Raw genomic sequence first — 23,167 nt, 5'->3', positions numbered from 1 at the left:
GAATATGCGCCACAACTAGCGATGTCACCATTAATGACATAGAATGGAGGTACAGGTCAGGGCACCAGGCCCAGACCGAAACCCGAAGGGGCACACCATGAACAGCAACCAGACCACTACCGCTACCCAGCTTCTCGCCGCCATCCCCTCTCTCATCGGCTTCATTCCCGAGCGCTCACTCGTCGTCATCGGGATGCACGACGGACGCGTCGCCAGCCCCACCGCCCGCCACGACCTCGCGATCGTCGGCGAGGGTATCGCCGCCGTCATCGCCGACGCCGTCGCATCGGCCCACGTCCGTCACGCCTACGTCATCACCATCGACGACACCGACACCCTCGACAACGTCCATCCGGCAAGTCGCACCATGGGTAACGCCCTCGACGCAGCCGGGATCCGCGTAACCACCATCCAGACGACCACCGTCGCCGACGCAGGGCACCGATGGATCGACCACACCAACAAGATCGAAGGCCACACCCGCAGCTACCTCGACAGCCCCGCCACCGCCGCCGCCGTCGCCCGTGGCCGCCGCATCTCCCCGAGCCGCCGCGCGGAGGCAGAGATGTTTGCCAAGTACGGTGACCCGGCCACGATCCCCAACCCCGAGACCCTCGATAACGCGGCCATCGTTGGCGAACTCATCAACGTCATGCACGGTCGCGCCACCGTCGACGAGGACCTCGCCGCAGCGGTCGCCGCCATCGTCCGCACCGGCCCCCTCAAGCGCGACGCCCTGCTCTACCTCGCCATGCTCGACACCCGCGCAGGTGCCGAGACATTCCGCCAGTGCGCCGTCCTGCTCACCGGCCAGGACTTGGCCAACGTGATGACCATCGCCGTGGCCGCCTACTACGCCGACGGAGGGGGTGCGATGGTCAACCACGGACTCGACGCCATCACCGCCGAGCAGGAAACCCCCATATCCTTCGCCCAGCTCCTCGACACCGCCAGCCGCAGCGGCGTACACCCCGACCACATCAAGGAGGCAATCAACACCGCGATGGACGCCACCACCGCCGCCGATCAGCTCGGCATCGAAACGTTCCCGACCTACGAGTAGAACACCACCCGAGAACGAACGAGGGGATGCACCTACAGGGTGCATCCCCCGTTCTCGGGATAGCCGAACTCCACACGATCCTCGGGAGCGATTCCCAGGACCATCGCCGCCACCAGGGACGGCAGCGGCACCATCGCACGCCACACGCACAGTTCCACAGACGAGACCATGCAACCCACGCTACCGCCCACCACCGCCCAGCGCACGCACACACACCGACCTAGCACCCGGAAACGGCCGAAAACTGTTGCAGCACACTCACGATAACCACCGCACACCTTGCGGTGTCATCATTCATGACATAGAATGGAGGTGCAGGTCAGGGCATTAGGCCCAGGCCGAAACCCGAAGGGGCACACCCGATGACAACTCGAACCAAGGTCAGCGCCACCACTCGCGAAACCCGCGCCGCCGCCCGACGCGAAACAGCCGAGCAGCTCCACACCACGCTCACCGACCACGTCGCCGCCCTCACCGGAAGCGACCAATGGCGAGCCTTCCTCGACTCCGCCGCACGATTCCACAGCTACAGCCTGCGCAACCTCCTACTGATCCTCGCCCAGCGCCCCGACGCCTCCCAGGTCGCCGGATATAACCAATGGCTCGCTCACGGCCGCCACGTCCGCAAGGGTGCCAAGGGAATCCGCATCTACGGGTTCAGCTCCAAAAAGGTCCGCACCGAGGACCCCACGACCGGCGAAGACGTCGAAACCAAACAGGCCCGCTTCCCCATCCTCTGCGTGTTCGACGAGGCCGACACCGACCCCATCACCGAGGTCACCGACTGGATGCTGCGCAAGAACAAGAACGCCAAGACATGGGCCGAGGTCAACGCTACCAACCCATCCCAGCGCCTCACCGGCGACGACACCGCCGACATCTACGGCCGCGCCCACGAATGGATCACCAGCCACGGATGGACCGTCGCCCGCGAAGACATCACCGGCGAAACCAACGGCTACACCACCACCGACGGAACCCGCCGCATCGTCGTCGACGGGAGCCTCAGCCCCGCACAGTCGGCGAAGACCCTTCTCCACGAAATCGGTCACGCACTGATGCACACCGACATCGCCGCCGCCGACTACGTCGCCCACCAAGGCGTCTGCGAAGTTGAAGCCGAATCAGTCGCCTACATCGCAGCGGGCATGCTCGGACTCGACACCAGCGGCTACACCGTCGGCTACATCGCCGGATGGGCCGACGGCGACCTCGAACTCATCAAGGCCACCGCCACCCGCGTCCTGTCGACCGCACGCACCATCGTCGCCGCCATTGACCCCCAGGACTCCCAGCACGAGGACGCCGCCGCCTAAACCACAGGAGGGGCCCCGGCTCTCGACAAGGAGCCGGGGCCGCACCATCCCAACGGTGTCTGGCCCGCCGGCCGGCCGAAAAGCGTGGCAGGCCGGCGGGCCAGGCACACCATTGACCGACCTACGGTCGCACAGCGCTGTGTTCGCTATCACCCGACTCCGCTATCGCTGCGTCGGCCGACACCGAACCGACCACAACCCAGTAAGGAGCCACTCACTATCAACGCGCGCACGTCGACCAATCGTGACCGATCGAGGCCCCGACCTGTCAACCCACGCCCGGTGGCTGCCGCCCGTTCTCCGCTGCGCTACGCCCTTGCGCTCCAACCACTTTCACACCCACACTCGCTCCGCTCGCATGAAAGTGGCTTCCGGCGCACCGGACTCTACGGGGTTGACAGGCCACCCCGATCGGTCCCCACGTCTCCAACGTCCGCCACCCGGCGAACCCAACGAACGGAGAACATCATGACAGCCACCACCGCCAGCTACACCCTCTGCGACAGCTGCGCCGCCGCCACCGTCAACGCCGACTTCACCGGCCTCGACACCACCGAAGCCGGCTCCCTCACCTCACTACTCGAGCGGACCGGCTACATCGTCCACATCCGAGCATCCAGCCACACCGGATACTGGATCTGCGACGGATGCGGCTACGACGCCATCGGCGCCGGCCACATCTTCCACCCACTCGACTAGCCCCAACCCAGCTGGCCAACGGCCCCGGTGCCCAGCACCGGGGCCAACCGTCATGTCCCAATACCCGCACGAAACGACCGGCCGCTGCGCGGCCCGACACTCCAGATAAAAGGAGCGGGCTTCGCCCGCACCCGTACTCATCAATCGTCCGTCCCTGCGTCTGTCGATTCCGCCCCACCGTCACGTGAAATCTCCACCCACTGACTACTATGCTGCTGATCCGCCTCGGTCAAAGCCTTATCCCACGCCGACCTCCCAAAATCGGTGAGAGTGAAACTATCGTCCGCACCGTCCGACCTCTCGTCCCGGGTAAACACTCCGAGATCAACAAGACTTTCCGCAGCCCTCATAGAATCCACGCCGCAACACGATCCCGCTTCAGCTCCACCGCGCCCTCCTTCACATGGGAGGCAATTTGAAAACACAGGTATCCGCCGCCTACTGATATAACGAGGATCGATGTGGCTGCCAAAAATGCTGCGGCGGAGCCTCCGCTATTAACAACAGCTACTACTGCGTTAAAAGCTCCGCCTATGACGGCCAAATATCCTCCGATTCGAGCGACTATTTCGAGGGTCAAATGAGGAATTGGACGTTGAGCAACCCGCTCCTTGAACCCGGTCCAGACTCCCCGCTGATCGCGACCATCCGTCGGTCAAAATCGACAAGCTCCCGCGCAATCGCAATCTTAACTACACCGCGCCGATCCATATCGTCCGGCAGGCTGTTATGAATATCAACCAAGTTCTTTAACCGCTCATGCGGCTTCTTCCGCGAATTTCGTGTCGAGACAATCGCGGTAATTGCCACAATAACAAGCGGCGTCACAATATAACGCACCCAATCAGCCCACGTAAACGATGACATGCGGCGATTATGCCGACCAAAAACAAACTGCACCAGAGCTACCGCGACACCAAGCCCTACCGAACCCGCGTCGCTCCCGCACAATCACCTTTACGTTGGAGTACGTCCGGGGCGGTCGCCTCGGACGCTCGTCCGCGGTTCGGGGTGTGGCTCGACAATCACCTGTATGCCCTCGGTGGCTCGGCGGGGAAGGCCACCCCGGACCGTGACGGGTCGTTTCGGCCGCTGATTGAGATGTGTTCGCGAACTTGTCGCTGCGTAAAGGTGTGCCGGCGAAACCACCCTGACGAGCCAGACGCATGGGGAAGGGGCAGTATGGACGAAACCGTCTGGGTAGGAATCGATGTCGGTCGACGTGCGCACCACGCCGCTGCGGTCGACGAGGCGGGAACGGTGCTGTGGTCTCGACGGCTTCCCAACGATCAGCCTGCGATCGAAGCGCTCGTAGACCGGGTCGCCGACATGGAATTGGTGGTGTGGGCGATTGATATGACCGCACCGGAGTCCGCGCTGCTGCGGGGTGTGCTGGCTGCACGGCGCCAGCAGATCCGCTATGTGCCCGGTCGCGTCGTGCACAGTATGACCGGTGCGTTTGCGGGTGAGGGCAAGACCGATGCCCGCGACGCGGTCGTGATCGCCCAGACAGCCCGCCTACGTGGCGACCTCGCGACGATCACCGTGCCCGACGACGTCGCGATCGAACTCGACCTGCTGACTGGACATCGCAACGACCTGGTCGCTGAACGTACGCGAGGAATCAACCGCCTGCGTGGCCTGCTGACCCGCATTTTTCCTGCGCTGGAACGGTGTTTCGACTACTCGACATTGACCGGTCTAACGTTCCTCACCCGGTTCGCGACGCCGTCAGCGCTCGGTTCGGTCTCCGACGACGAGATCTACGACCACCTGCGCAGTCACGGCGTCCGCCGACCCACGATCCCGAAGATGATCGACAAAGCCCGTGCCGCCGCGGCCGCGCAGACCGTCACCCTGCCTGGCGAGGCGACCACGGCACTATTGGTGCAACACGCGGCTACCTCACTGATTACGCTGACCCGTCAGATCGCCGACCTGGATAAGCAGATCACCGAGGTGTTCCGCCGCCACCGTCACGCCCGGATTCTCGAATCCGTGCCAGGCATCGGCGCCCGAAGTGGAGCTGAGCTCGTCGCGATCACCGGTGGTGATCTCACCTCGTTCGGCTCGGCCGCCAAGCTCGCCGCCTACGCCGGTCTTGCTCCAGTACCGCACGACTCCGGAAACCGGCGTGGCACCTTGCGCAGACCCCAGCGCTACCACCGAGCAGCGCGACGGCCCGTCCCGCGAGTTCTACCAGCGCAAACGACGCGAGAAATGTTCCCACGTCCACGCGCTCATCGCGCTGGCCCGACGTCTCGTCGACGTCGTGTGGGCACTTATTCGAGATGGACGGTTATGGACCCCCCAACCCGTCCCTCTGCCAACGAACTCGCCTGTGGCCGCGTAGATTGCTAGTTTCGAGCGCGCCTCACGAAAGGTGTCGGCGGAAGTTGATACAACTTTCGAGTGCAATCGAAACATGAGGTGGCTGCGTCGGAGCGTCGACGCCACTGGCGCGGTGAGCGCAAGGCTGTATTGGTTCGAGTGCCCGTCGGGCTCGCCGAGCAACTCGCCGCGGAAGCGTCGAGTCGAGGCACGTCTGTCAGCGAGTGTGCTGCCGCGATCCTCGCAGACGCACTACACGAAGGGTCAGTAGCGTGACTCGAGTTGTGCAGACCGCCGCCACCGAGGTTAAGGACACTCTCGCGCTGCGGAAGGCCCGTGGTGCGTTCTTCACACCGCCGGCGCTGGCCGACTTCGTCTCTCGTTGGGCGGTCCGTGATCCTCTTGACAGCGTTTTGGAGCCGTCGTGTGGCGAAGCTGCGTTCCTGACATCAGCGGCGAGTCGACTGGACGAGCTCGGGGCGCCACGTGCGCATGCCCAGCTCGAGGGGATCGAGATTCACGAGCCGAGTGCTCGGGCTGCGGCCAGTCTGGTGGAGTCGACCGGGCGCTCAGCAAGCATCCGAGTAGGCGACTTCTTCGAGGTCCCAAGCGAACGCAGATTCGATGTTGTTATCGGTAATCCGCCCTACGTCCGGTACCAGGATCATTCGGGTGCCGCTCGCCTCGCGAGCCGGCGTGCGGCTCTTCGTGGTGGTGTTGGTCTGACCGGCCTCGCCTCCATGTGGGCGGCAGCAACAGTGCACGGGGCCGAGTTCCTACGCCCCGGCGGGCGTCTTGGCCTCGTAGTGCCTGCGGAACTGCTATCGGTGAACTACGCAGCGGAGGTCCGCCGCTACCTGATGGAGCGGTTTGGCCGGGTGCGTCTCATCATGTTCACAGAGCGGGTATTCCCGGGTGTCCAGGAAGAGGTCGTGCTTCTCCTCGCCGAGGACGCCCTCGCAGAGGGCGGCACGGACCATTGCGAACTGCACCAAGTCCGGTCGATCGATGACCTCGACGATGAACTGTCAACTAGTGCAGCACAGCACCGATGGCGACCCACACACGCGCGTGCGAAGTGGACACCTGCACTGTTGACCGCCACCGCATTCGAGGCGTACTCAAATCTCGCCGACAGCAACGGGTTCGAGGTTCTGCACGAGTGGGGAGAGACGACTCTCGGCGCGGTCACCGGGCGCAACCAGTATTTCGCCCTGTCACCTGCGCAAGCACGGCAACTGCGCCTTCGTGACTCAGAGACGGTACGACTGTCCCCTCCGGGAAGTCGTCACCTACGCGGTCTCTCGCTGTCGACAGAAGCGCTGAACAGGCTCGGTGACGAAGGAGCACAGACACTACTCTTCCGCCCCGGCATGAAGCGCTCCGCGATGTCACCCGGAGCCCGGCGCTACCTGGACGAGGGTGAACAGTCCGGAGTGCACGAAGCCTACAAATGCCGTGTCCGCTCGCCGTGGTGGCAGGTGCCGATCAGCGAACCCGCGGACCTCCTGCTCACCTACATGAACGCCGACACGCCGCGCATGACCACCAACTCGAGTAGAGCGGTGCACCTCAACAGCGTCCATGGAATCTACCTGAAACCCGAGCATCGACCTCTTGGGGCCGCGCTACTGCCCATTGCCTCGCTCAACACCGTGACTCTCCTCGGGGCCGAGCTCGTCGGACGTGCCTACGGCGGCGGCATGCTCAAGATCGAACCGCGAGAGGCCGACCATCTACCGCTCCCCTCGCCCCAGCTAGTAGAGCGGTTGGAGCCGGACCTACGGCATCTGCGAGCTCCGGTCCGCGAAGCGCTCCGCAGCGGCGATCTACTCGGCGCCGTCAGGCTCGTCGACCATGCTGTCCTTCGCGACGGGATGGGCATATCGGACAACCAACACGCTGAACTCGTGGCTGCGCATGCCCTCATGTCCGCACGCCGCCTGGCTCGAGCCGCCAACCCGCCGCAGTAGCTGATGGCGCGCACCGATTCGTTCAGCCAGTTCGATCACCTCTTCGGAGACGAACCGACCGACCCGTGGTCGCACCATCGCGGTGAAACTCCTAGCTACACGCCTGACTACCGGCTACTCGAGCAGCTACTGGGCATACCCGTGGCAGAAGGCGCGGCCTCGGAGAGCGGCAAGTTCGCCAATGGAATCGATGCATGGATAGCTCACGAGTTTCGCCGAGCAGGATTCGAGCGAGATGAAGTGTGGCCCAGGTCTTCTAGACCTCGCGTGCTGCCGCGAGACATCAGCGTGCTGCTCGAGAGACTCCCGGCACCGCTCAGGGAACAGGTCGCGGCGCGGCTACCGTCGATCGCCGCCGTCGCCCCCGTCGATGCTCGTGTACTCGGTCAGGCCTACCCCAAACAGGTCGATGTTGTGATCGCGCGATGGGACCGGGGGCCAGAACTGCTCGTCTCAACCAAGGCACAACTCTCAAGCTTCGGTAAGAACCTACCCAACCGTTTTGAAGAATCCTACGGCGACGCCAGCAATCTCCGCGGACGTTATCCCCTCGCCTCCGTCGGCTACTTTTTCGTTCAGCGAGCAACGATCATCCGTGATGAACCGGACGCGTTCGAGCGCACCATCGACATGGTCCGAAAGCTCCGGCACCGAGGAGACATTAACGGCTACACCGCAACTGCCTTGTTGCTGGTCGACTGGGATGGGTCGATTTCCGACCCTAGCGTCACCGCATATCCAGAGTTGGTACCCAATGACATCAGCCCAGCGAGCTTCTTCACCGAGATGATCGACCACCTGCTGTCCGTCACGCCCATCTCGTACCACGTGCGAGTCCGGGAACGCCGAGAGCGCCGCGACCTTCCCCTGCCCAACAGTTCAGACAGCGACTGATTAGTGGGGGATGCCGAGAGCAAGCAGGTGAAAGACCGTGCGGTGATCTACACGGCCGCAGTCAGTGTGCTTGCAGCCCTCACCGCGCTCACAACTTTCTGCATCAGTGTCACGTCTGACACTGCTCAGAACGCCGCGCGTGCCGCTGCTCTTCTTCTCGGTGTCCTGACCGCATTCGTTGGATTTCTAAAGTTCCGTAACGAGCGCGCGTTCAAGCGCCAGCAGGCGGAGGAGAAGACGTCTCTCACCGAGACTCTCAAGGCCGAGGCGCGCCGCACGATGTTGATAGTCAACGGCGCCATGCTAGGGACTGCTGTGCAGCTACGCGAGCTGGCAGTAGCCGATCAACCCACTAAAGACGAGCTGATCAGCGGACTTCGTGCCTCGATCGTCTGCAAAGTGTGTGATCTGGTTCAGAGCGAGGCGCCACGGGCCGGCTACTTTCGAGTGGTCGACCTGACAGCGGATAACAGGGTCATGCGCACCGGAACCTATACCCACTCGCGCAAGCGCGAAGACTCCTTCACTACCGAGTTCGTTGAAGGGGTCGGCCATCCTGACCAGGCGGTATGGAAACTCATCGACACTGGTGAGGTTTTTATGAGCAACGACACTAGGTCCAGCGTCCCCGATACATGGGACACCAACGCCAACAGGCAGTACCGGTCGTTCGTCTCGGTTGCGGTACGTGCGGACGGCCTAGCTTTCGGCATGCTGACGGCGAACACCATGGAGACCGACGGGTTCACCGATTCTGATATCGGCATGATGCAAGTACTTGCGCAGCTACTAGCTACGGCTGAGGCCACCGCACTGTCGACTGGCAAGATCAACAAGATTCGCAATCAGCTGGATTCGCGGTGACTTGTCAGTGGCCATCGCTAGTGTTCGAGGGAGTAGGCATGAAAGGTGGTGTGACCCAGGTGGAAAATCTCGAACAGGCACCGTTGTTTGATGACCCAGACATGAGACGGGCATGGGCAAAAGCTATCGCTGCCGAACGAGAGGCAGAACGGCACCCTGAGCGCACAGCTGAGCAACGCCGGCGACTGATCCGCTGGGCAGCTCGACGCACAACTAGCGCTTGAGCTAGACCACGCAGTAGTGCTTCGCGAGATGCCTCGCAAGGTTCGCGCTCGCACCTAGGCCCAGGGCATACGTCATTACAAACTGCTCATCCAAACCTGCGGACTTCAGCTTCCGGCGAGTCGGATGAATCCGTTCCCGACCCCACCCACGCTTCGCGCCCTCGATGATCTCCGTATCCCACATCAGCAGGTACTCGAAATCGCTAACTACCCCACTATTTAGCGCCGGGACGTGCGAGTCAGTCGCAGCGTCATAGGCTCCCACCGTCGACGCCAACCGGCGAACGACTCCGACCACTCAAGGCAAACCAGGACCTTGTCGATGGGCGTGGCGGCTACAGCGTGCGCCATGTGCTCGATCGAAGGCCAGATCGCAAACACCGGGCCCCACGGCCATGTGGGCGATTACGAAGAAAGCCCACCTTGCCCTGCCGCACACAACGGCTCACGAACGGGTGGTTGTCGGTCGGGGTGTCACGCCGGGGCACGATCGTCAAACGCTGGCCTGTGTTTGTGCAATTTTCCTTGATCCAGGCGGTCAACCGATCGATAGCCGGACCATCGTGCATAGCCTCTGCCGACAAAATCGCCCCGCAATGGCTGACATGTGCGTGCATGTCAGCAGGAAAAATAGGTCCACCGGACACTCAGGCTTGCGTTCCCGCATTGAGATCCCCGCCCACTGGGTACCGTCGACGCACTCACGATCCCCGGCGCTCTCACCACAACTGTGGCCCAGGAGACCGCAACCGCTTCGCGGCCGCGTCCACTGCACCGCTACGCGATGCATCGGCCACACACCCCAGTGGCCGGCGGAACGCAGCCGCCGAAAAGCATGGCGGCCACGTACCCCTACCCCTGCGGGGTCACTGTTTGCTTTGGCCCCACCATCGTCTGACTTCTGGTCGCGGCCCGCAAGGGCCGTGAAAAACTCAGCCGCCCTACGGGTTACAGGCCTCCGGCCCGGATGACTTTTTCACTTCCTCCCTTGCCCGCCACTCCCGCCAGCACAGAGATGGCAGGTACCAAAGCAAACCGGCAGACCCAACGCCACGACACCAGGAGCGCCGACCATGAGCATCGCCACCGCCACCATCACCCGCGTCATCGTCCGCGAAGCACCAAACGGCAACCGCACCATCAGCGTCCGCATCAACTACGTCAGCACCATCGGATTCGGCGAACACACCACCACCGCCTTCTTCGACGAAACCGACAGCGGCATCCACCACAGCACCACCACAAACGGATACATGGGAACCATCGCCCAACCCGAACGATTCGGCGACCGCCTCAGTGAGCAATGGGTACGCAACTACATCGCCCACACCACCGACTAACCAACACCCCACCTACCCGAGAGCGGGGACCCAAAATGATGGCCACCACCACATACACCACCAAGCAAACCGCTGCGATCATCCGCAACGACCTCCGCACCCGATGGGCCGGCCACCAGTTCTCCGTCCGCTGCGACCGAGGAACCGCAGCTGACTGGATCAACCTCACCTGGACCGACGGCCCCACCGAAACCGCCGTCCGCAACTACATCGACCACTACCACGGTGCCCGCTTCAACAGCCAGACCGACAGCAGCGAACAACTCCCCGCCCACATCGCCGCCACTACACCCGGCGAACTCCCCCAACTCGTGAAGTACCAGGTCAACGGAATCGCCACCCACCGCCGCCATAGCACCACCGCAGTCCGGCAAGCAGCCGCCACCCTCGCCGCTGAAAACGCCCACATCGCCGCGCAACTCACCCACGAGCTCATCGACACCCTCGAATACAACGACCTACACCGCCAACTCTGCACCCTGCCCATCCCAGAGAACCGCACTATCCGATACCGAGGCATCCACCTCAACAACACCCACCCAATCACCGACATCGGCGCAGCCATCGCCGCCGCCCTCAACCGCACCGACCACACCCGAACGGCCACCGCATGAGCCACACACAAACACCCAACACCGCACGGCCCCAATGGTTCACCGTCAACGTGTACAGCAACGGACGCTGGCGATCCACCGGCGACGTCCTCGCACACGACGCCTGGACCGCCACCACCAAACACCCCGCCACCGCACGTATCGCCACCGACCAGTTCCAGGTATGGCACACCGACCGCGACGGAGCCGCAACCCAGCTCTACGCCCCTGCGCACGGCGGGCAACCCGCCTACACCATCAACCCCACCAACTGGAGATAGAGGAACCCGACATGTCCGCAAGCCGTCTGCACATCCAGGCCACCTACGCCGAAGCCACCTACTACCCCACCCCCGAGATCGCCACCACCTACCTCAACCCCGATGAGCACTACGACAGCGCCGTCCTGGTCATCGAGCACCGCCACGACCGCGATGCACTCATCATCGAAGGCACCCCGGCACACCTACGCGGCATCGTCCGAAAACTCACCCAGGCACTCGGAGACTTCCCCAACTCCTAATACCGTCCCGCCGGCCAGACCATCACCCGGATCTGGCCGGACCCGACACCCCGATCCAAGACCCCCACCGTCAGGAGGCGGCCCACATCTGGGGGTCGGGGATCGAGCCCGACCCCCAGAGCGCTTCGCGGCCGCTGCCTCACCCCAGCACCGCTTCCTGTATCGCCCCATTGTTACAGGCATGGACCGGCCGCCCGTCAAGACATTCCACGAAATAACGGGCACGCGCTACATCTCGCTCCGCTCAATTGCGCTTATTTCGCACCCGTTTTTTCCCTCCATTTACCTTGACAGACAACCGACCCATGAGTGGGCGGCTAATAACAGGAAATGGCACACAATGAACCGATAAAAGGACTACGGAAAGTGGAGAAACATATTGCACGACAACGCAATTCGATATAGAATAGGAATCGACACACAGATCCTGGACTCGCACCATAGGAAGGCCGGAACAAATGAGCAAGGAAACGATCACCGTCTACACCAAGCCAGCCTGCGTCCAATGCAACGCCACCTATAAAGCTCTCGACAAGGCAGGCCTCGACTACACCGTCATCGACATCAGCCAGAACGACGAAGCCCGCGAATACGTGATGGCCCTGGGCTACCTTCAAGCCCCCGTCGTCATCGCCGGCAACGAACACTGGTCCGGCTTCCGGCCCGACCGCATCAAGAACCTGTCCGCCGCAGCCGCCGCCGCATGAAGAGAGCGAGACATCCCATGAACACCACGACCCACCGCTACGCCGACAAAGCCGCCCGCTACTGGGCGCAATCCGAACAGGCCTACAACGACGGCGACCCCCATCTCGGAGACGAACTCGCCGAACTCGCCGGCCAATGCGACGACTGGGCCCACGAAGACCTCACCGGTGTTCGCGCCACCTAACCGCCAGCACCGCCACACCCACCTAGCCCGCTAGCCCACGACAAGGAGGACCGCGCCATGACCGGCACCACGACAACCCTCGACCAGCATCCGGCCGGCCCGATCCCTGCCGCCGCCCCCGATGACCCAACCCTGTACGGCGCACTCGACACCGCCGACCCAGACCTCGAGCTCGCGGTCGCCGAGCAACTCGAAATGCGTTTCCTCACCGCCCTCATCTGGGCACCAACCGAGCTGGCCACCAAAGTCGTCACCGCTCTCATCGGGAGCACCACAACCCGCGACAACCCCGACCCCACGACCACCACCGTCATCCCAACAACCGCTCACCTGCTGTACCAGCCCACCACCCAGGGACTTTTCGCCGCCGTGGTCGACCTCCTCGATGAAGCAGTCCCACTGTCGCCCGAGTTGATCTACGCCCGCCTGGCCAGCCGCGGCCGTGTCGGAGAGCACACCCGCAACGCGCTACTCACCGTCATCTCTCCCCCCGGCTCCACAACGCTGCCCGGGAGCCCCGAGCTTCCCCACCTCGCGGCCGCGCTCATCGACACCTGGTATCGACGCGGCTACCGCGCACTCACCCGCCGCATGGCCCAGATCGCCGAGACCGCCCACATCGACGAGCTCGCCGGCCATCACACCACGCTCACCGACCACCAGCACCGCGCCGAAGCCCGCCGACTCACCATCCGCGACAACCTCGCCCGACTCTGAGGAGCCCACCCCGATGCCTTACCCACACCACGACTCGCCGCTCGCCGTGGCCTGCGCCGCCGCCCTCGTTGCCGCCTCCGGCGGCGCGTTCCAGGAGTAACCATGACCACCCCCGGCGAGGACCACCTACTCCAAGACGACGCCGCGCAGCTTCGCACACAAGGACTGTCCTGGTCAGCAATCGCTGACGCACTCGGCCCCGGCATCACCGCAGCCGCAGCCAAGCGACTCGCCGCAGCCTCCGACGAACGCGCCCAACAGCGCGCCACCGCCAACCAACTCGACCTCTTCACGTTCTGACTCCCCGCCATCGACAAACCGAAAGGCCAGGCCCGACAATGGACACCATGAGCATCCGCGCCCGCGGCACATCCGCACACCCCATGACCCGCGACGAGCAAGCCGCCGCGGCCGCCGGCCGTGACGTCGAGCAGATCATCGCCAACATCGATGCCGGGCACACCATGGCTGGCATGCCGCTAACCGACGCCGACAAAGCCGCGATCCGCCGCGTCGACCGCGGCGAAACCACCGCCGAGCAAGAACGACAGCAGATCCTCACCGAGATCGCCAACGCCAACGACCGTGCCTGAGGCCCGCGACAACGACACGATCACCCCCCAGATCAGAGAATCGCTGCGCCCGGACCTGCGCCACCTCATCACCAGCCGCCACGATCTCGAAACCTACGAACGCCGCATGACATCGATCCGGCTGGGCCAGATCGAGCGTGACCCCTGGCTACTCGGTGATCGATTCGACGTCGACCACCTACGCGAACTGCACAAGCACACGCTCAGAGACGTCTACGCGTGGGCCGGCGAGTTTCGCACAGTGCAAACCGAGGCCATGGGAATCGAGCACGAGCGCACTCATCTCGTGGCCGAGCGCACCCACATGATCCTCGACGAGATGAGCCACACCCGACCGTCAACGACCGATCCCGATCTCGCTCTGCGTACCGCAGCCCACTTCTGGGCACCCCTGACCTATACACACCCGTTCGTTGACGGAAACAGCCGCACGCAGCGTGCTTTCATGCAGCTCTACCTTCAAACCGCCGGGTGGGACATCGACTGGCGCGTCGTCGACGCCGACGCAGTTCACGCCGCACGCCACGCCTCAGCCATCATCACCTTCGACGGTCACCGCGACCTCACCTGGCTCATCGCCCAACTCGAACCCGGCATCGTCGAACTCGGCGATGGAACCTCGCTGGCCCACGATTCCAGTTCCCACGACGAGAGCCGCGCAGTCCGACTATTCATGGACATGCTCAACCACGCCCACGAACACGGCGAACCCGAGCACACACCCATCGAGCTCCGCAACGATGGCTTCACCTTCTACGCCGCCACCCACCCCGCCGCAGACGATCCGCTGCGCGAGCACCTCGACCACCTACACCAACTTGAGCAAGAGCGCCTGGCCCACGAGCGTGAACACCGCCAGTCGCCCGGACCGACCCACCAGCAGCCGTCACATATCGAGCCACCGCACCACCGTCGGGGCCTCTAGGCCCGCGCAGTACGGACCGGTGCGAGCCACCGCACCACCGGCAGCGACCACACGCCGCGGGCGGCGCGAGTGCGCCACACACCGTGCTTGGCAGCGAATAGCCAGTGACCGGCCAGCCAAGCCAGCACCCCGACACCAACCTCGATCGGGAAACGATGGTTGTCGAGGCTCCCGCCACGGATCACGATCCCGCCGAGGCCGTCGATGATCAGTACCAGGCCGCCGATCCGGAGCAGGCCCGACCCGAACGTCCACAGCAAGATCCCGACGACCGCCAACGTCGCCGCCACCATCACCACACCTGCCATGGCTGGATCACCTCCACTCAACTCCGGTTGAAGTCCTTGTGACCGGCAGTGTTCCCTACGGCACTGACAAGTCATCCCATCCGAACAATGCGCCTTGCCCCGGCATCGCCACGCCTAACGCTTCTCGCACCGCGCCCGCGTCCCAGCCGCCGGACACGGCCGCCCGCAACGCGTGCGCCCGCGCCCGCCGCGCCTGGCGATCCAGTCCCGTGTACCCACGCCCTGTTCCGCTCCCGCCGCCGCGGTGGCGGCCGGCCATGTGCGCAAGGTTTTCCGACTGAGTCCCCACGACGACATGTCGCTCGCCGACCGCCACGCACAGCGGGTTGTCGCAGTTGTGCATCGCCACCATCCGCGCCGGAATCTCGCCGTAGGTTGCCGCCACCGCGAAGCGCTGCGCCCGCACCACCTTCGGCCCACCACTGCGGCCGAGCCAGAACCGGCCGTAACCGTCATCGCCGATTGCGCCGGCGAAGATGGTGCAATCGCGAGGCGACGGGCCCGGCACACAGAACGTCCGGAACCTGGCGATCTCGTCGGCATGTTCTGCCGCGTCCACGATCAACGCCATGGCCCCGGCCATCGTCTACACCGCCGCTGCGTGAGGTACCGACTCACCTAACGCTTCCGGACCCGCGCCACGGGCACCGCCGGCGACGTCGCCGGCCTCCGGCCCCGGCGGCGAGGTCCGCGCCGAACCATCGCTGTTGCCAACCGCAGTCCCGCCAGCTTCATCGGCGTCGCGATGCTCCTTGATGAATCGACGGACCTCGGCCTCGCTCAGTTCTGTCAGCTCCGCCAACTCCCCGAGCGTCTGGCCTCGCTCCTTCATCGCGGCCAGCCGCCCACCGATCTCGGTTTCGGACTTGGCGACGGCGGCCGCGAACGCCGTATCGGCGCGAGCAACCGCGTCGTCGAAACGGGTTCGAGCCTTCGCGATCGCGTCCTCGCGCCGCAGCTGCGCTGTCGCGCGCACGCCGCCTGCCGACAGGATCACTGTCAAATCCTTCTCGGTGGCCTCATCGCGGGCGCGCTGCGCCTCGCGTTGCACCGCAACCTTCTGACGCGCCCGTTCCCGAGCTGTCAGCTTCTTTTCTGACGTGGATGCCATGAATCGATTCACCTACCTGTGTCGTCACTGATGACCTACGGATCGGACGCCGAACGGCAAACGACATCCCACCCAGTCCCACCATATCTGCGGCCGGCACCAATCGACAGCACAACACCACCAGCAGCCAACTCCACCAACTCACCAGAGCGCCAACTCACCAAGCAGACCGCGACCCGAGAGCACCATGAGCCCCAATCAGCGCCACCAGTCGACGAGGCATTAGCCCAGAGAAGAACGTACACACCTCTTGCATTAAGGTCACGAAACAATAACGTCTGCTATTGTCCCTGGTATGGCACCCGGCCAGGTCATGCGCGCTCTCGCCGCGCTCGACTGCGCCCACGCCGCTGGCGGTGAGCGCCGATGATGAGCCTGCACAAGCTGACCGCCGGCGACGGCTACGAGTACCTGACCCGCCAGGTCGCCGCTCAAGACGACGAGCTGGCTGCTAAGGACTCGTTGGAGGGCTACTACAGCGAACGTGGTGAAGCACCAGGCCGGTGGCTGGGTAGTGGGCTTGTCGCTTTCGACGACATCGCGGCCGGTGACATCGTCACCAGCGAGCAGATGAAAGCCCTCTGGGGCGAAGGCCGACACCCCAACGCCACCGAGATCGAAGCGCGCCTTGCCGCCGAAGGGCACGGTCCCGCAGTCGCTTTGGCCGCAACAAAACTCGGCGCACCGTTCAAGATCTACGACGGCGCCAACGACTTTCAGAAGGAGATCGCCGCAGCCTTCAGTGACTACAACACCAGCCGCGGAGAGAAGGCACGCGCCGAGATTCCCGCCGAGGTTCGTGCCGAGATCCGCACCCAGGTGTCAACAGATCTGTTCGTGAAGGAGTTCGGCCGCCACCCCGCAGATAGCCGCGAACTATCAGGCTGGGTTGCCAAGAAGACCCGCCAAAAGACCACTGCGGTCGCCGGATACGACCTCACATTCTCGCCAGTCAAATCGGTGTCGGCACTGTGGGCGGTCGCACCTCGGGAGGTGTCCGAGCGGATCGAAGCCGCCCACCGCCGCGCTGTCGAACACACCCTTGCCTCCATCGAGCGAGACGTCGCCTACACCCGAATCGGCACCAACGGGGTTGCCCGCCAGCGCGCCGACGGCCTCATTGCCGCCGCCTTCACTCACCGCGATTCACGTGCAGGTGACCCGGACTTGCACACTCACGTCCCCATCTCCAACAAGGTTCGCTACACCGGGCCCGACGGCGTCCAACGGTGGGGCGCTCTTGATGGCACACCACTGCACCGACTCGCAGTACAAGCCTCCGAGGAATACAACTCACGACTAGAAGCTGAGATGTGTGCCGAGTTTCCCGGCCTCAGTTTCGCCGACCGAGATACCGGACTACGAGGGAAACGGCCCGTCCGCGAAATCGTCGGCATCGCACCGCAACTCCTGGATCGCTGGTCATCACGAACGCGAGCCATCGAAGACAAAACCGCCCAGCTCGTCGCACAGTTCCAGGCCGACCACGGCCGCGAGCCCACCGCAGTCGAGCACATCGCCCTGCGTCAACAAGCCAACCTCGCCACGCGCGAAGCCAAACACGAACCACGGTCCCTGGCCGAACAACGCGCCACATGGAGTCGTGACGCCGTCGACGCTCTCGGCTCCGAGGCTGCCGTCGCACGCATGGTTAGCGCAGGCCTCGGCGTCGATGGCGGACGCCACGACGGCCCCGAGTTGGCTGCCGAGATCAGGCAACTCGAAGGCCACTACCGACTCACCCTGTCGGCGGCTCGTGCCGCCACGATGATTGACAATCGAGCCCGGCTCGTTGCCGAAGCACAGCACAATCTCATCCGCCGCGGCCCCGGCAACAGCCACCAGCTCACTGACGCGCAACTCCACGACTACTCGAGGCGAGCACTGCGGACGGTCGCCGCCACCCGCTCAGCGTGGCAGGCCCACCACGTCCGCGCCGAAGCCATGCGCCAAGCCCGCATCCTCGGCATCAGCAGCGACCACGTCACCGATGTCGTCGACCGCATCACCCTCACCGCGTTGACCGATTGTGTGCAATTGACCCACGCCCGCCGCGACGGAGACCTCGGCGAGCCCGCCGCGCTGCGCCTGCACGACCGTGAGTCGGTGTTCGTCGACCGCGGCCGCGACCAGTTCACCCACCGCGACGTCCTGGCCGCCGAACGCCGCATCGTTGCCGCCGCTCAACTCAACGACGGCCAGCGCATCGACGACATGCACGTCGATCTCGCACTGCTCGAACACGAAGCGAACAAGTACCCGCTCAATGCTGGGCAGCAAGCATTGGTGCGCGAGTTCGCCACCGCCGGAGCCCGATTCCATCTCGCCCTAGCTCCCGCTGGTACCGGAAAGACCTCGGCCATGGCCGCGTTCACCACGGCCTGGACCAACGCCGGTGGGCGCGTGATCGGCCTGGCACCGACCGCGAACGCGGCCGAAGTTCTCGGCAAAGACATTGGTCAGCACGCCGACACTCTCGACAAGTACGCCCACCTTGTTGGCCAGCTCCACGCCGCCGGCGACGACGCCAGTGCTCGTGCAGCGATCCTCGACGCCGCTCCTGAATGGTTCCATCAGATCGGCCCCGGCACCGTCATCCTTATCGACGAAGTCGGCATGAGTGCCACCACAAGCCTCGATCCGGTTATCCGGCACGCCCTCGCGTGCGGTGCAGATGTCAAAGCCGTCGGCGACGATCAGCAGTTGGCATCGGTGGCCGCCGGCGGTGTGTTGCGCGATGTCGCGGACCTCGGCAACACCCTGACCTTGACCGAAGTCATGCGTTTCACCGACCCCGCCGAAGGTGCGGCATCGCTGGCCGTACGCGAGGGCGACGAGAAAGCGATCGGCTTCTACATCGACCACCAGCGGGTGCATGTCACCGCCGACACCGTCGCCGCTGACGTCGCCTACCAAGCATGGCGACGCGACACCCAGGCCGGTCACGCATCGGTGATGCTCGCCCCCACCCTCGACACCGTCCGTGAACTCAACCAGCGCGCGCGCGCCGACCGGATGGCCGATAACCCCCTCTCGGACACCGACAAAGCCCGCGGCCGCGGCCGCGAAACGATCCTCGCCGACGGCCTGGCCGCCAGCGCCGGCGACACCATCCGCACCCGCAACAACGATCGCCGCCTACGTCTATCGGGCACCGACTTCGTCCGCAACGGATACCGCTGGACCATCACCCACGTCGACAAAGACGGCGGCCTTACCGTCACTCACGACCGATCCGGTGCGACGATCGCCTTGCCCGCCGATTACGTGCGCGAGCACTGCGAACTCGGCTATGCCAGCACCATTCACGGCGCACAAGGCATGACGGTCGGTTCCCGCGGCAAGCAACTGGGCACCTGCCGCATCGTCGGCTCCGACCGTCTCGACAAGCAACTGCTCTACGTCGCGATGACCCGCGCCACCGACGGTAACCATCTGTATCTGGGTACCTCCGAATCAGATCCGCACAAGATCATTTACGACCGGGCACTCCTGCCGCCGACCGCCGTCGACATGCTGCGCACCATCATCGGCCGCGACGGCGCACAGACTTCGGCGACGACCACGGGCCGCGAGGATCAACGCGCCGACCGTCGGCTCGCCCGCGCCGCCGCCGCACACCACCACGCGATCGGTGCACTGGCCGAGAATCTTCTCGGCTCCCACACCATGGCCGCGATCGACGCCGGCGCAGAAAGTCAGCTCCCCGGCCTCACTGACGCGCCCGCGTGGCCGGTCCTGCGACAACACCTAGCGACCGTCGCACTCGATCACCTCGCCGGCACCACCCCCGAAGCGCACGCCCTCGCAGAACTCGACGCAGCAATCCGTTCCCGCGAACTCGACACCGCCGACGATCGGGCCGCAGTCCTCGACTGGCGACTGGACCACAGCGGCGGACACTCCGCCGGCCGTGGACCACTGCCTTGGCTGCCCGCAGTGCCCCCCACTCTCACCGCACACGCCGAGTACGGCCCGTACCTGGCGCGGCGCGGCGCGCTCGTCAACGCCCTCGCCACCGATGTCCGCGCCGCCGCACACGCCTGGACCCCAACCACCGCGCCACGCTGGGCGAGGCCGCTGGTCATCGCCGACGGCGACCACACCACCCTGCTCGCCGACATCGCCGTGTTCCGAGCCGCACACAACGTCGACGAACGAGACAGCCGACCCACCGGCCCCGACCAGTACGCGATCGCTACCCGCCGCCACCAACGCCACCTTGAAGACGCCTTCGCCCACGCACTGTCCCTCGACAACGCCGACACCCGCCGATGGGATGACCTCGCCCGAAGTATCGACACCCATCTCGTTGCCGACCCGTTCTGGCCTGACCTCGCCGAACGCTTATCGACCGCATCCCGCGCCGGCCTCGACGTCCACAGTCTGCTCACCGATGCCGCTGCCCATCGGGCCCTGCCCACCGAACTACCGGCCGCGGCACTGTGGTGGCGGCTGGCCGACACTCTCGAACCGGCTGTCCTGGACAACATCGGGTCAGGCATCCGCGTGCCGTGGGCGCTCGACCTGGCCGCGATCGTCGGCGACCACAACGCCGAAGCCATCTTCACCGATCCGGTCTGGCCGAGTCTGGTCGCCGCCGTCAACGCCGCCGACCCCCACGAATGGACCCCCACCCAGATCCTCACCGTCGCCAACGACCTTCTCACCGCCGGCGGCGACGGCGACCACGTTCGCGCCGATGAATACGCCCGTGCCCTGTCATGGCGCGTGGACATGCTTGCCGCCCACAACCGCCACGCCCTCGACATCCCACTGCCGGCCGAACCGCTGAGCATCGAGGACGAGGAACAAGCACCCGCCGACCCCAGCGTCGACGACACCACACCACCGGAGACCAGTGTCAGTCCCGCCGACGCCGAGCTGCCCGCGACCAACGCCACCGTCGACGACGACTACTGGGACAGCCTCACCAACGACGCACCACCAGCAGACCGTGCCGACCGGCCCGACGGCGACGACCTCGGCACCATCGACTTCGACGACCTCAGCAGCGACCGCCCCGCCATCGTCCTCGATCCGCCGATCGAGGACCTCGACGTCGACGAGCTGCGCACCCGCGTGCGCCTGGCCCACACCGAAGCCGCCGACCTGCACGCCACGATCCTCGACCCCACCAGCACCGGACCTGCCGCCGCAGCAGCCGCCGCCGACATCGCGGCGCTGCAACAGCGCGCCGACCAGCTACGGCCCGCGCTCGCCGATCTTGCTGGCGCACACCGCGCCTGGGTGGAGGCCGACCTGGCCGCCGAAGCCGCTGACGCCGAGGTTGATCGACTCACCGCCGCCCTGGCTGCCGCCACCGACGAGGCCCACGACACCCTCACCACCCAACGCGAACTCGCCCTTATCCACGCCACCGACGCCCACCACCACGCCACCGACGCCCAGCGCCGGGTCGAGATCGCCAACACGCACCTGCACGAGCTCGCGCCCGGCGGTGTCATCACCGCCAGCGACGTGCAGCGTGCCCGTCTGGCCGCTGAACGCGTCGACCTCGACCAGCTCACAGCTCTGCGCGCGGCCGCCCACCGTCTCGACGGGCAACTGTTCCGCGCCGAGAACACCCGCGGCCGCCGACATGCAGCCAGCACCGCCCTACCCCCACCTCCATCAACGGCAACCATCGTCGGCGGCGAACAACGAGCTGCCACCGCCACCGCCACCATCACGCTCGCTCCGCCAGCCACCACCAACCCACTCGCCCAGGTCGCCGCTACCGCCCACCGCGCCCGGACGGATCTCGCCGCCGACCGGATCCGCACACACGCCCACATGTTCGGGACCGCCGCCGCCGCCGTCCTCGCCGCCGACCCCGCTAGCACTGCGCTCTCGGAGGCACTCCTCGACGCCCACCGCGCCGGTATCACCCCTGCCCAAGCACTGCACCGCGCCGCAGCCGCCGACATCACCCCCGACGCCGCCGGCCTCGCCCACCACATCCGCACCCAAGCCAGCACCGCCGACACCCTGGCCTACCGCCAATGGCACGCCGACACCATCGACACCCTCACCCGCGCCTTCCCCGGTGCCGACCACGCATCTGCACCGTGGAACACCCTGTGCCGCAACCTCTACGAACACCACCGAGACACCGGCACCGAGTTCCGCGACCAATACGCCCAACTCACCCGTACCACCCCAGCCCTGTCCGACGCGCCCACCTTGGCGGCCGCCGCCGCCAGCCTCGCTGTCCCCCAGGAACGGCAACTGCCCGACGACAACACCGAACTCGTCGCAGCCGCGCGCAACACCCGCGGCGAACTGATTGCTGCCGTCGACGACGCACCAGACACCTGGACCGCCCTCATCGGCACCCGACCCACCGACCCCGCCGGCGCCCTCGTCTGGGACGACGCCCGCACCGAAATCGCCGCCTACCACGCCCGCTACGGCGACCTCACTCCCCCGCCGTCGACCGACACCTTCGCCGACCCCACGCAGGCCAGCGCACACCACAGCCTCACCAGCAGCATCGACGCAGTTGCCGACCACCAACGTCAGCAGCAGCTCGACCACCTCACCGCACTCGATGCCCAGCAGCACCGCACCCAACAAGCCGACCAGCACCAGCCGCCACCCGAGCACGGCATCCGGCACCACCGCGGCCTCTAGGATTTGACCCCCCTGGGTTTGTCAGGGACTGCTGCACCGATAGGTGACATCTGATCTGGCTTGCCCGGGAGGTTGGCCTGGAAGGATGACCATCGTGCCCAAGCCCTATCCGAAAGAGTTCCGCGATGACGTGGTCCGGGTTGCCCGGGATCGTGAGAGCGGTGT

The 23,167-nt window shown here is 65.1% G+C and carries 22 protein-coding genes and 1 pseudogene; 18 read left to right on the top strand and 5 right to left on the bottom strand.

Features of this window, described 5'->3' with window-relative positions; genetic code table 11:
- Window positions 1-97: 97 nt before the first annotated feature.
- Window positions 98-1,063, top strand: coding sequence for a DUF4192 domain-containing protein (locus tag ACZ4TW_RS22910; protein ID WP_465546690.1), 966 nt, complete (start codon window positions 98-100; stop codon window positions 1,061-1,063).
- Between the two features lie 32 nt (window positions 1,064-1,095).
- Here the strand turns inward: ACZ4TW_RS22910 and ACZ4TW_RS22905 are convergent, their stop codons facing one another.
- Entirely contained in the window at window positions 1,096-1,233 is a 138-nt protein-coding gene (locus ACZ4TW_RS22905) for a hypothetical protein (RefSeq protein ID WP_465546688.1), read from the bottom strand.
- A 192-nt stretch (window positions 1,234-1,425) separates the two neighbouring features.
- Between ACZ4TW_RS22905 and ACZ4TW_RS22900 the strand changes: the two genes are divergently transcribed.
- Both ACZ4TW_RS22900 and ACZ4TW_RS22895 read left to right on the top strand, forming a co-directional pair.
- Complete coding sequence (locus ACZ4TW_RS22900; protein ID WP_465546686.1) at window positions 1,426-2,379, top strand: ArdC-like ssDNA-binding domain-containing protein; 954 nt, start codon at window positions 1,426-1,428, stop codon at window positions 2,377-2,379.
- Between the two features lie 468 nt (window positions 2,380-2,847).
- The gene (locus ACZ4TW_RS22895) at window positions 2,848-3,078 is read left to right on the top strand and encodes a hypothetical protein (protein ID WP_465546684.1); all 231 of its coding nucleotides are present in this window, start codon (window positions 2,848-2,850) and stop codon (window positions 3,076-3,078) included.
- 576 nt (window positions 3,079-3,654) lie between these two features.
- Here the strand turns inward: ACZ4TW_RS22895 and ACZ4TW_RS22890 are convergent.
- On the bottom strand, window positions 3,655-3,945 hold the full coding sequence (locus tag ACZ4TW_RS22890; RefSeq protein ID WP_465546682.1) for a hypothetical protein: 291 nt from the start codon (window positions 3,943-3,945) through the stop codon (window positions 3,655-3,657).
- Window positions 3,946-4,260: 315 nt separating this feature from the next.
- On the opposite strand from ACZ4TW_RS22890, the pseudogene ACZ4TW_RS22885 reads away from it, so the two are divergent.
- From ACZ4TW_RS22885 to ACZ4TW_RS22820, 14 genes and pseudogenes are all read left to right on the top strand, one after another.
- A pseudogene (locus ACZ4TW_RS22885) lies at window positions 4,261-5,431 on the top strand (IS110 family RNA-guided transposase).
- A gap of 262 nt (window positions 5,432-5,693) precedes the next feature.
- Window positions 5,694-7,382 carry an HsdM family class I SAM-dependent methyltransferase gene (locus tag ACZ4TW_RS22880; protein ID WP_465546680.1) on the top strand — a complete coding sequence of 563 codons (1,689 nt, stop codon included), beginning with the start codon at window positions 5,694-5,696 and terminating at the stop codon, window positions 7,380-7,382.
- A gap of 3 nt (window positions 7,383-7,385) precedes the next feature.
- Window positions 7,386-8,276, top strand: coding sequence for a hypothetical protein (locus ACZ4TW_RS22875; RefSeq protein ID WP_465546678.1), 891 nt, complete (start codon window positions 7,386-7,388; stop codon window positions 8,274-8,276).
- 3 nt (window positions 8,277-8,279) lie between these two features.
- Window positions 8,280-9,140, top strand: coding sequence for a GAF domain-containing protein (locus tag ACZ4TW_RS22870; protein ID WP_465546676.1), 861 nt, complete (start codon window positions 8,280-8,282; stop codon window positions 9,138-9,140).
- Between the two features lie 1,297 nt (window positions 9,141-10,437).
- Window positions 10,438-10,704 carry a hypothetical protein gene (locus ACZ4TW_RS22865; RefSeq protein WP_465546674.1) on the top strand — a complete coding sequence of 89 codons (267 nt, stop codon included), beginning with the start codon at window positions 10,438-10,440 and terminating at the stop codon, window positions 10,702-10,704.
- 38 nt (window positions 10,705-10,742) lie between these two features.
- Window positions 10,743-11,318 (top strand): LPD29 domain-containing protein, encoded by a 576-nt coding sequence (locus ACZ4TW_RS22860; protein ID WP_465546672.1) that lies wholly within the window; start codon window positions 10,743-10,745, stop codon window positions 11,316-11,318.
- Entirely contained in the window at window positions 11,315-11,578 is a 264-nt protein-coding gene (locus ACZ4TW_RS22855) for a hypothetical protein (protein WP_465546670.1), read from the top strand. The genes ACZ4TW_RS22860 and ACZ4TW_RS22855 overlap by 4 nt, the downstream gene beginning before the upstream one ends.
- An 11-nt stretch (window positions 11,579-11,589) precedes the next feature.
- Window positions 11,590-11,820, top strand: coding sequence for a hypothetical protein (locus tag ACZ4TW_RS22850; RefSeq protein ID WP_465546668.1), 231 nt, complete (start codon window positions 11,590-11,592; stop codon window positions 11,818-11,820).
- A gap of 458 nt (window positions 11,821-12,278) precedes the next feature.
- Window positions 12,279-12,527 carry a glutaredoxin-like protein NrdH gene (nrdH, locus tag ACZ4TW_RS22845; RefSeq protein WP_465546666.1) on the top strand — a complete coding sequence of 83 codons (249 nt, stop codon included), beginning with the start codon at window positions 12,279-12,281 and terminating at the stop codon, window positions 12,525-12,527.
- Window positions 12,528-12,544: 17 nt separating this feature from the next.
- On the top strand, window positions 12,545-12,712 hold the full coding sequence (locus ACZ4TW_RS22840; RefSeq protein ID WP_465546664.1) for a hypothetical protein: 168 nt from the start codon (window positions 12,545-12,547) through the stop codon (window positions 12,710-12,712).
- 57 nt (window positions 12,713-12,769) lie between these two features.
- Window positions 12,770-13,429: a hypothetical protein gene (locus ACZ4TW_RS22835; RefSeq protein ID WP_465546662.1), complete on the top strand. Its 660-nt coding sequence runs from the start codon at window positions 12,770-12,772 to the stop codon at window positions 13,427-13,429.
- Between the two features lie 102 nt (window positions 13,430-13,531).
- The gene (locus ACZ4TW_RS22830) at window positions 13,532-13,729 is read left to right on the top strand and encodes a hypothetical protein (protein ID WP_465546660.1); all 198 of its coding nucleotides are present in this window, start codon (window positions 13,532-13,534) and stop codon (window positions 13,727-13,729) included.
- 47 nt (window positions 13,730-13,776) lie between these two features.
- A complete protein-coding gene (locus ACZ4TW_RS22825; protein WP_465546658.1) occupies window positions 13,777-14,022 on the top strand; it encodes a hypothetical protein in 246 nt (81 codons plus the stop codon).
- Window positions 14,015-14,947, top strand: a complete 933-nt coding sequence (locus ACZ4TW_RS22820; protein WP_465546656.1) for a Fic/DOC family protein — start codon at window positions 14,015-14,017, stop codon at window positions 14,945-14,947. Before ACZ4TW_RS22825 ends, ACZ4TW_RS22820 begins: the two co-directional genes overlap by 8 nt.
- Here the strand turns inward: ACZ4TW_RS22820 and ACZ4TW_RS22815 are convergent.
- From ACZ4TW_RS22815 to ACZ4TW_RS22805, 3 genes are read right to left on the bottom strand one after another with little or no spacing between them, the layout of a single operon-like run.
- Window positions 14,944-15,255, bottom strand: a complete 312-nt coding sequence (locus tag ACZ4TW_RS22815) for a hypothetical protein (RefSeq protein WP_465546654.1) — start codon at window positions 15,253-15,255, stop codon at window positions 14,944-14,946. The genes ACZ4TW_RS22820 and ACZ4TW_RS22815 overlap by 4 nt on opposite strands.
- A gap of 55 nt (window positions 15,256-15,310) precedes the next feature.
- A complete protein-coding gene (locus tag ACZ4TW_RS22810; protein ID WP_465546652.1) occupies window positions 15,311-15,826 on the bottom strand; it encodes a hypothetical protein in 516 nt (171 codons plus the stop codon).
- A 15-nt stretch (window positions 15,827-15,841) separates the two neighbouring features.
- Window positions 15,842-16,366, bottom strand: a complete 525-nt coding sequence (locus ACZ4TW_RS22805) for a hypothetical protein (protein ID WP_465546650.1) — start codon at window positions 16,364-16,366, stop codon at window positions 15,842-15,844.
- Between the two features lie 369 nt (window positions 16,367-16,735).
- On the opposite strand from ACZ4TW_RS22805, the gene mobF reads away from it, so the two are divergent.
- On the top strand, window positions 16,736-23,002 hold the full coding sequence (gene mobF / locus ACZ4TW_RS22800) for a MobF family relaxase (RefSeq protein WP_465546648.1): 6,267 nt from the start codon (window positions 16,736-16,738) through the stop codon (window positions 23,000-23,002).
- The last annotated feature ends 165 nt before the right edge of the window (window positions 23,003-23,167 follow it).

It is taken from the genome of Agromyces sp. NPDC029043 (assembly GCF_055564615.1).
Note: the sequence above shows the minus strand (reverse complement) of the source record. Positions and strands in the feature narration are given on the sequence as shown.

Coding starts and splice junctions, on each gene's coding strand:
- ACZ4TW_RS22910 (WP_465546690.1), top strand. CDS start 98: ATGAACAGCAACCAGACCACTACCGCTACCCAGCTTCTCGCCGCCATC.
- ACZ4TW_RS22905 (WP_465546688.1), bottom strand. CDS start 1,233: ATGGTCTCGTCTGTGGAACTGTGCGTGTGGCGTGCGATGGTGCCGCTG.
- ACZ4TW_RS22900 (WP_465546686.1), top strand. CDS start 1,426: ATGACAACTCGAACCAAGGTCAGCGCCACCACTCGCGAAACCCGCGCC.
- ACZ4TW_RS22895 (WP_465546684.1), top strand. CDS start 2,848: ATGACAGCCACCACCGCCAGCTACACCCTCTGCGACAGCTGCGCCGCC.
- ACZ4TW_RS22890 (WP_465546682.1), bottom strand. CDS start 3,945: ATGTCATCGTTTACGTGGGCTGATTGGGTGCGTTATATTGTGACGCCG.
- ACZ4TW_RS22875 (WP_465546678.1), top strand. CDS start 7,386: ATGGCGCGCACCGATTCGTTCAGCCAGTTCGATCACCTCTTCGGAGAC.
- ACZ4TW_RS22865 (WP_465546674.1), top strand. CDS start 10,438: ATGAGCATCGCCACCGCCACCATCACCCGCGTCATCGTCCGCGAAGCA.
- ACZ4TW_RS22860 (WP_465546672.1), top strand. CDS start 10,743: ATGGCCACCACCACATACACCACCAAGCAAACCGCTGCGATCATCCGC.
- ACZ4TW_RS22855 (WP_465546670.1), top strand. CDS start 11,315: ATGAGCCACACACAAACACCCAACACCGCACGGCCCCAATGGTTCACC.
- ACZ4TW_RS22850 (WP_465546668.1), top strand. CDS start 11,590: ATGTCCGCAAGCCGTCTGCACATCCAGGCCACCTACGCCGAAGCCACC.
- nrdH (WP_465546666.1), top strand. CDS start 12,279: ATGAGCAAGGAAACGATCACCGTCTACACCAAGCCAGCCTGCGTCCAA.
- ACZ4TW_RS22840 (WP_465546664.1), top strand. CDS start 12,545: ATGAACACCACGACCCACCGCTACGCCGACAAAGCCGCCCGCTACTGG.
- ACZ4TW_RS22835 (WP_465546662.1), top strand. CDS start 12,770: ATGACCGGCACCACGACAACCCTCGACCAGCATCCGGCCGGCCCGATC.
- ACZ4TW_RS22830 (WP_465546660.1), top strand. CDS start 13,532: ATGACCACCCCCGGCGAGGACCACCTACTCCAAGACGACGCCGCGCAG.
- ACZ4TW_RS22825 (WP_465546658.1), top strand. CDS start 13,777: ATGAGCATCCGCGCCCGCGGCACATCCGCACACCCCATGACCCGCGAC.
- ACZ4TW_RS22815 (WP_465546654.1), bottom strand. CDS start 15,255: ATGGCAGGTGTGGTGATGGTGGCGGCGACGTTGGCGGTCGTCGGGATC.
- ACZ4TW_RS22810 (WP_465546652.1), bottom strand. CDS start 15,826: ATGGCGTTGATCGTGGACGCGGCAGAACATGCCGACGAGATCGCCAGG.
- ACZ4TW_RS22805 (WP_465546650.1), bottom strand. CDS start 16,366: ATGGCATCCACGTCAGAAAAGAAGCTGACAGCTCGGGAACGGGCGCGT.
- mobF (WP_465546648.1), top strand. CDS start 16,736: ATGAGCCTGCACAAGCTGACCGCCGGCGACGGCTACGAGTACCTGACC.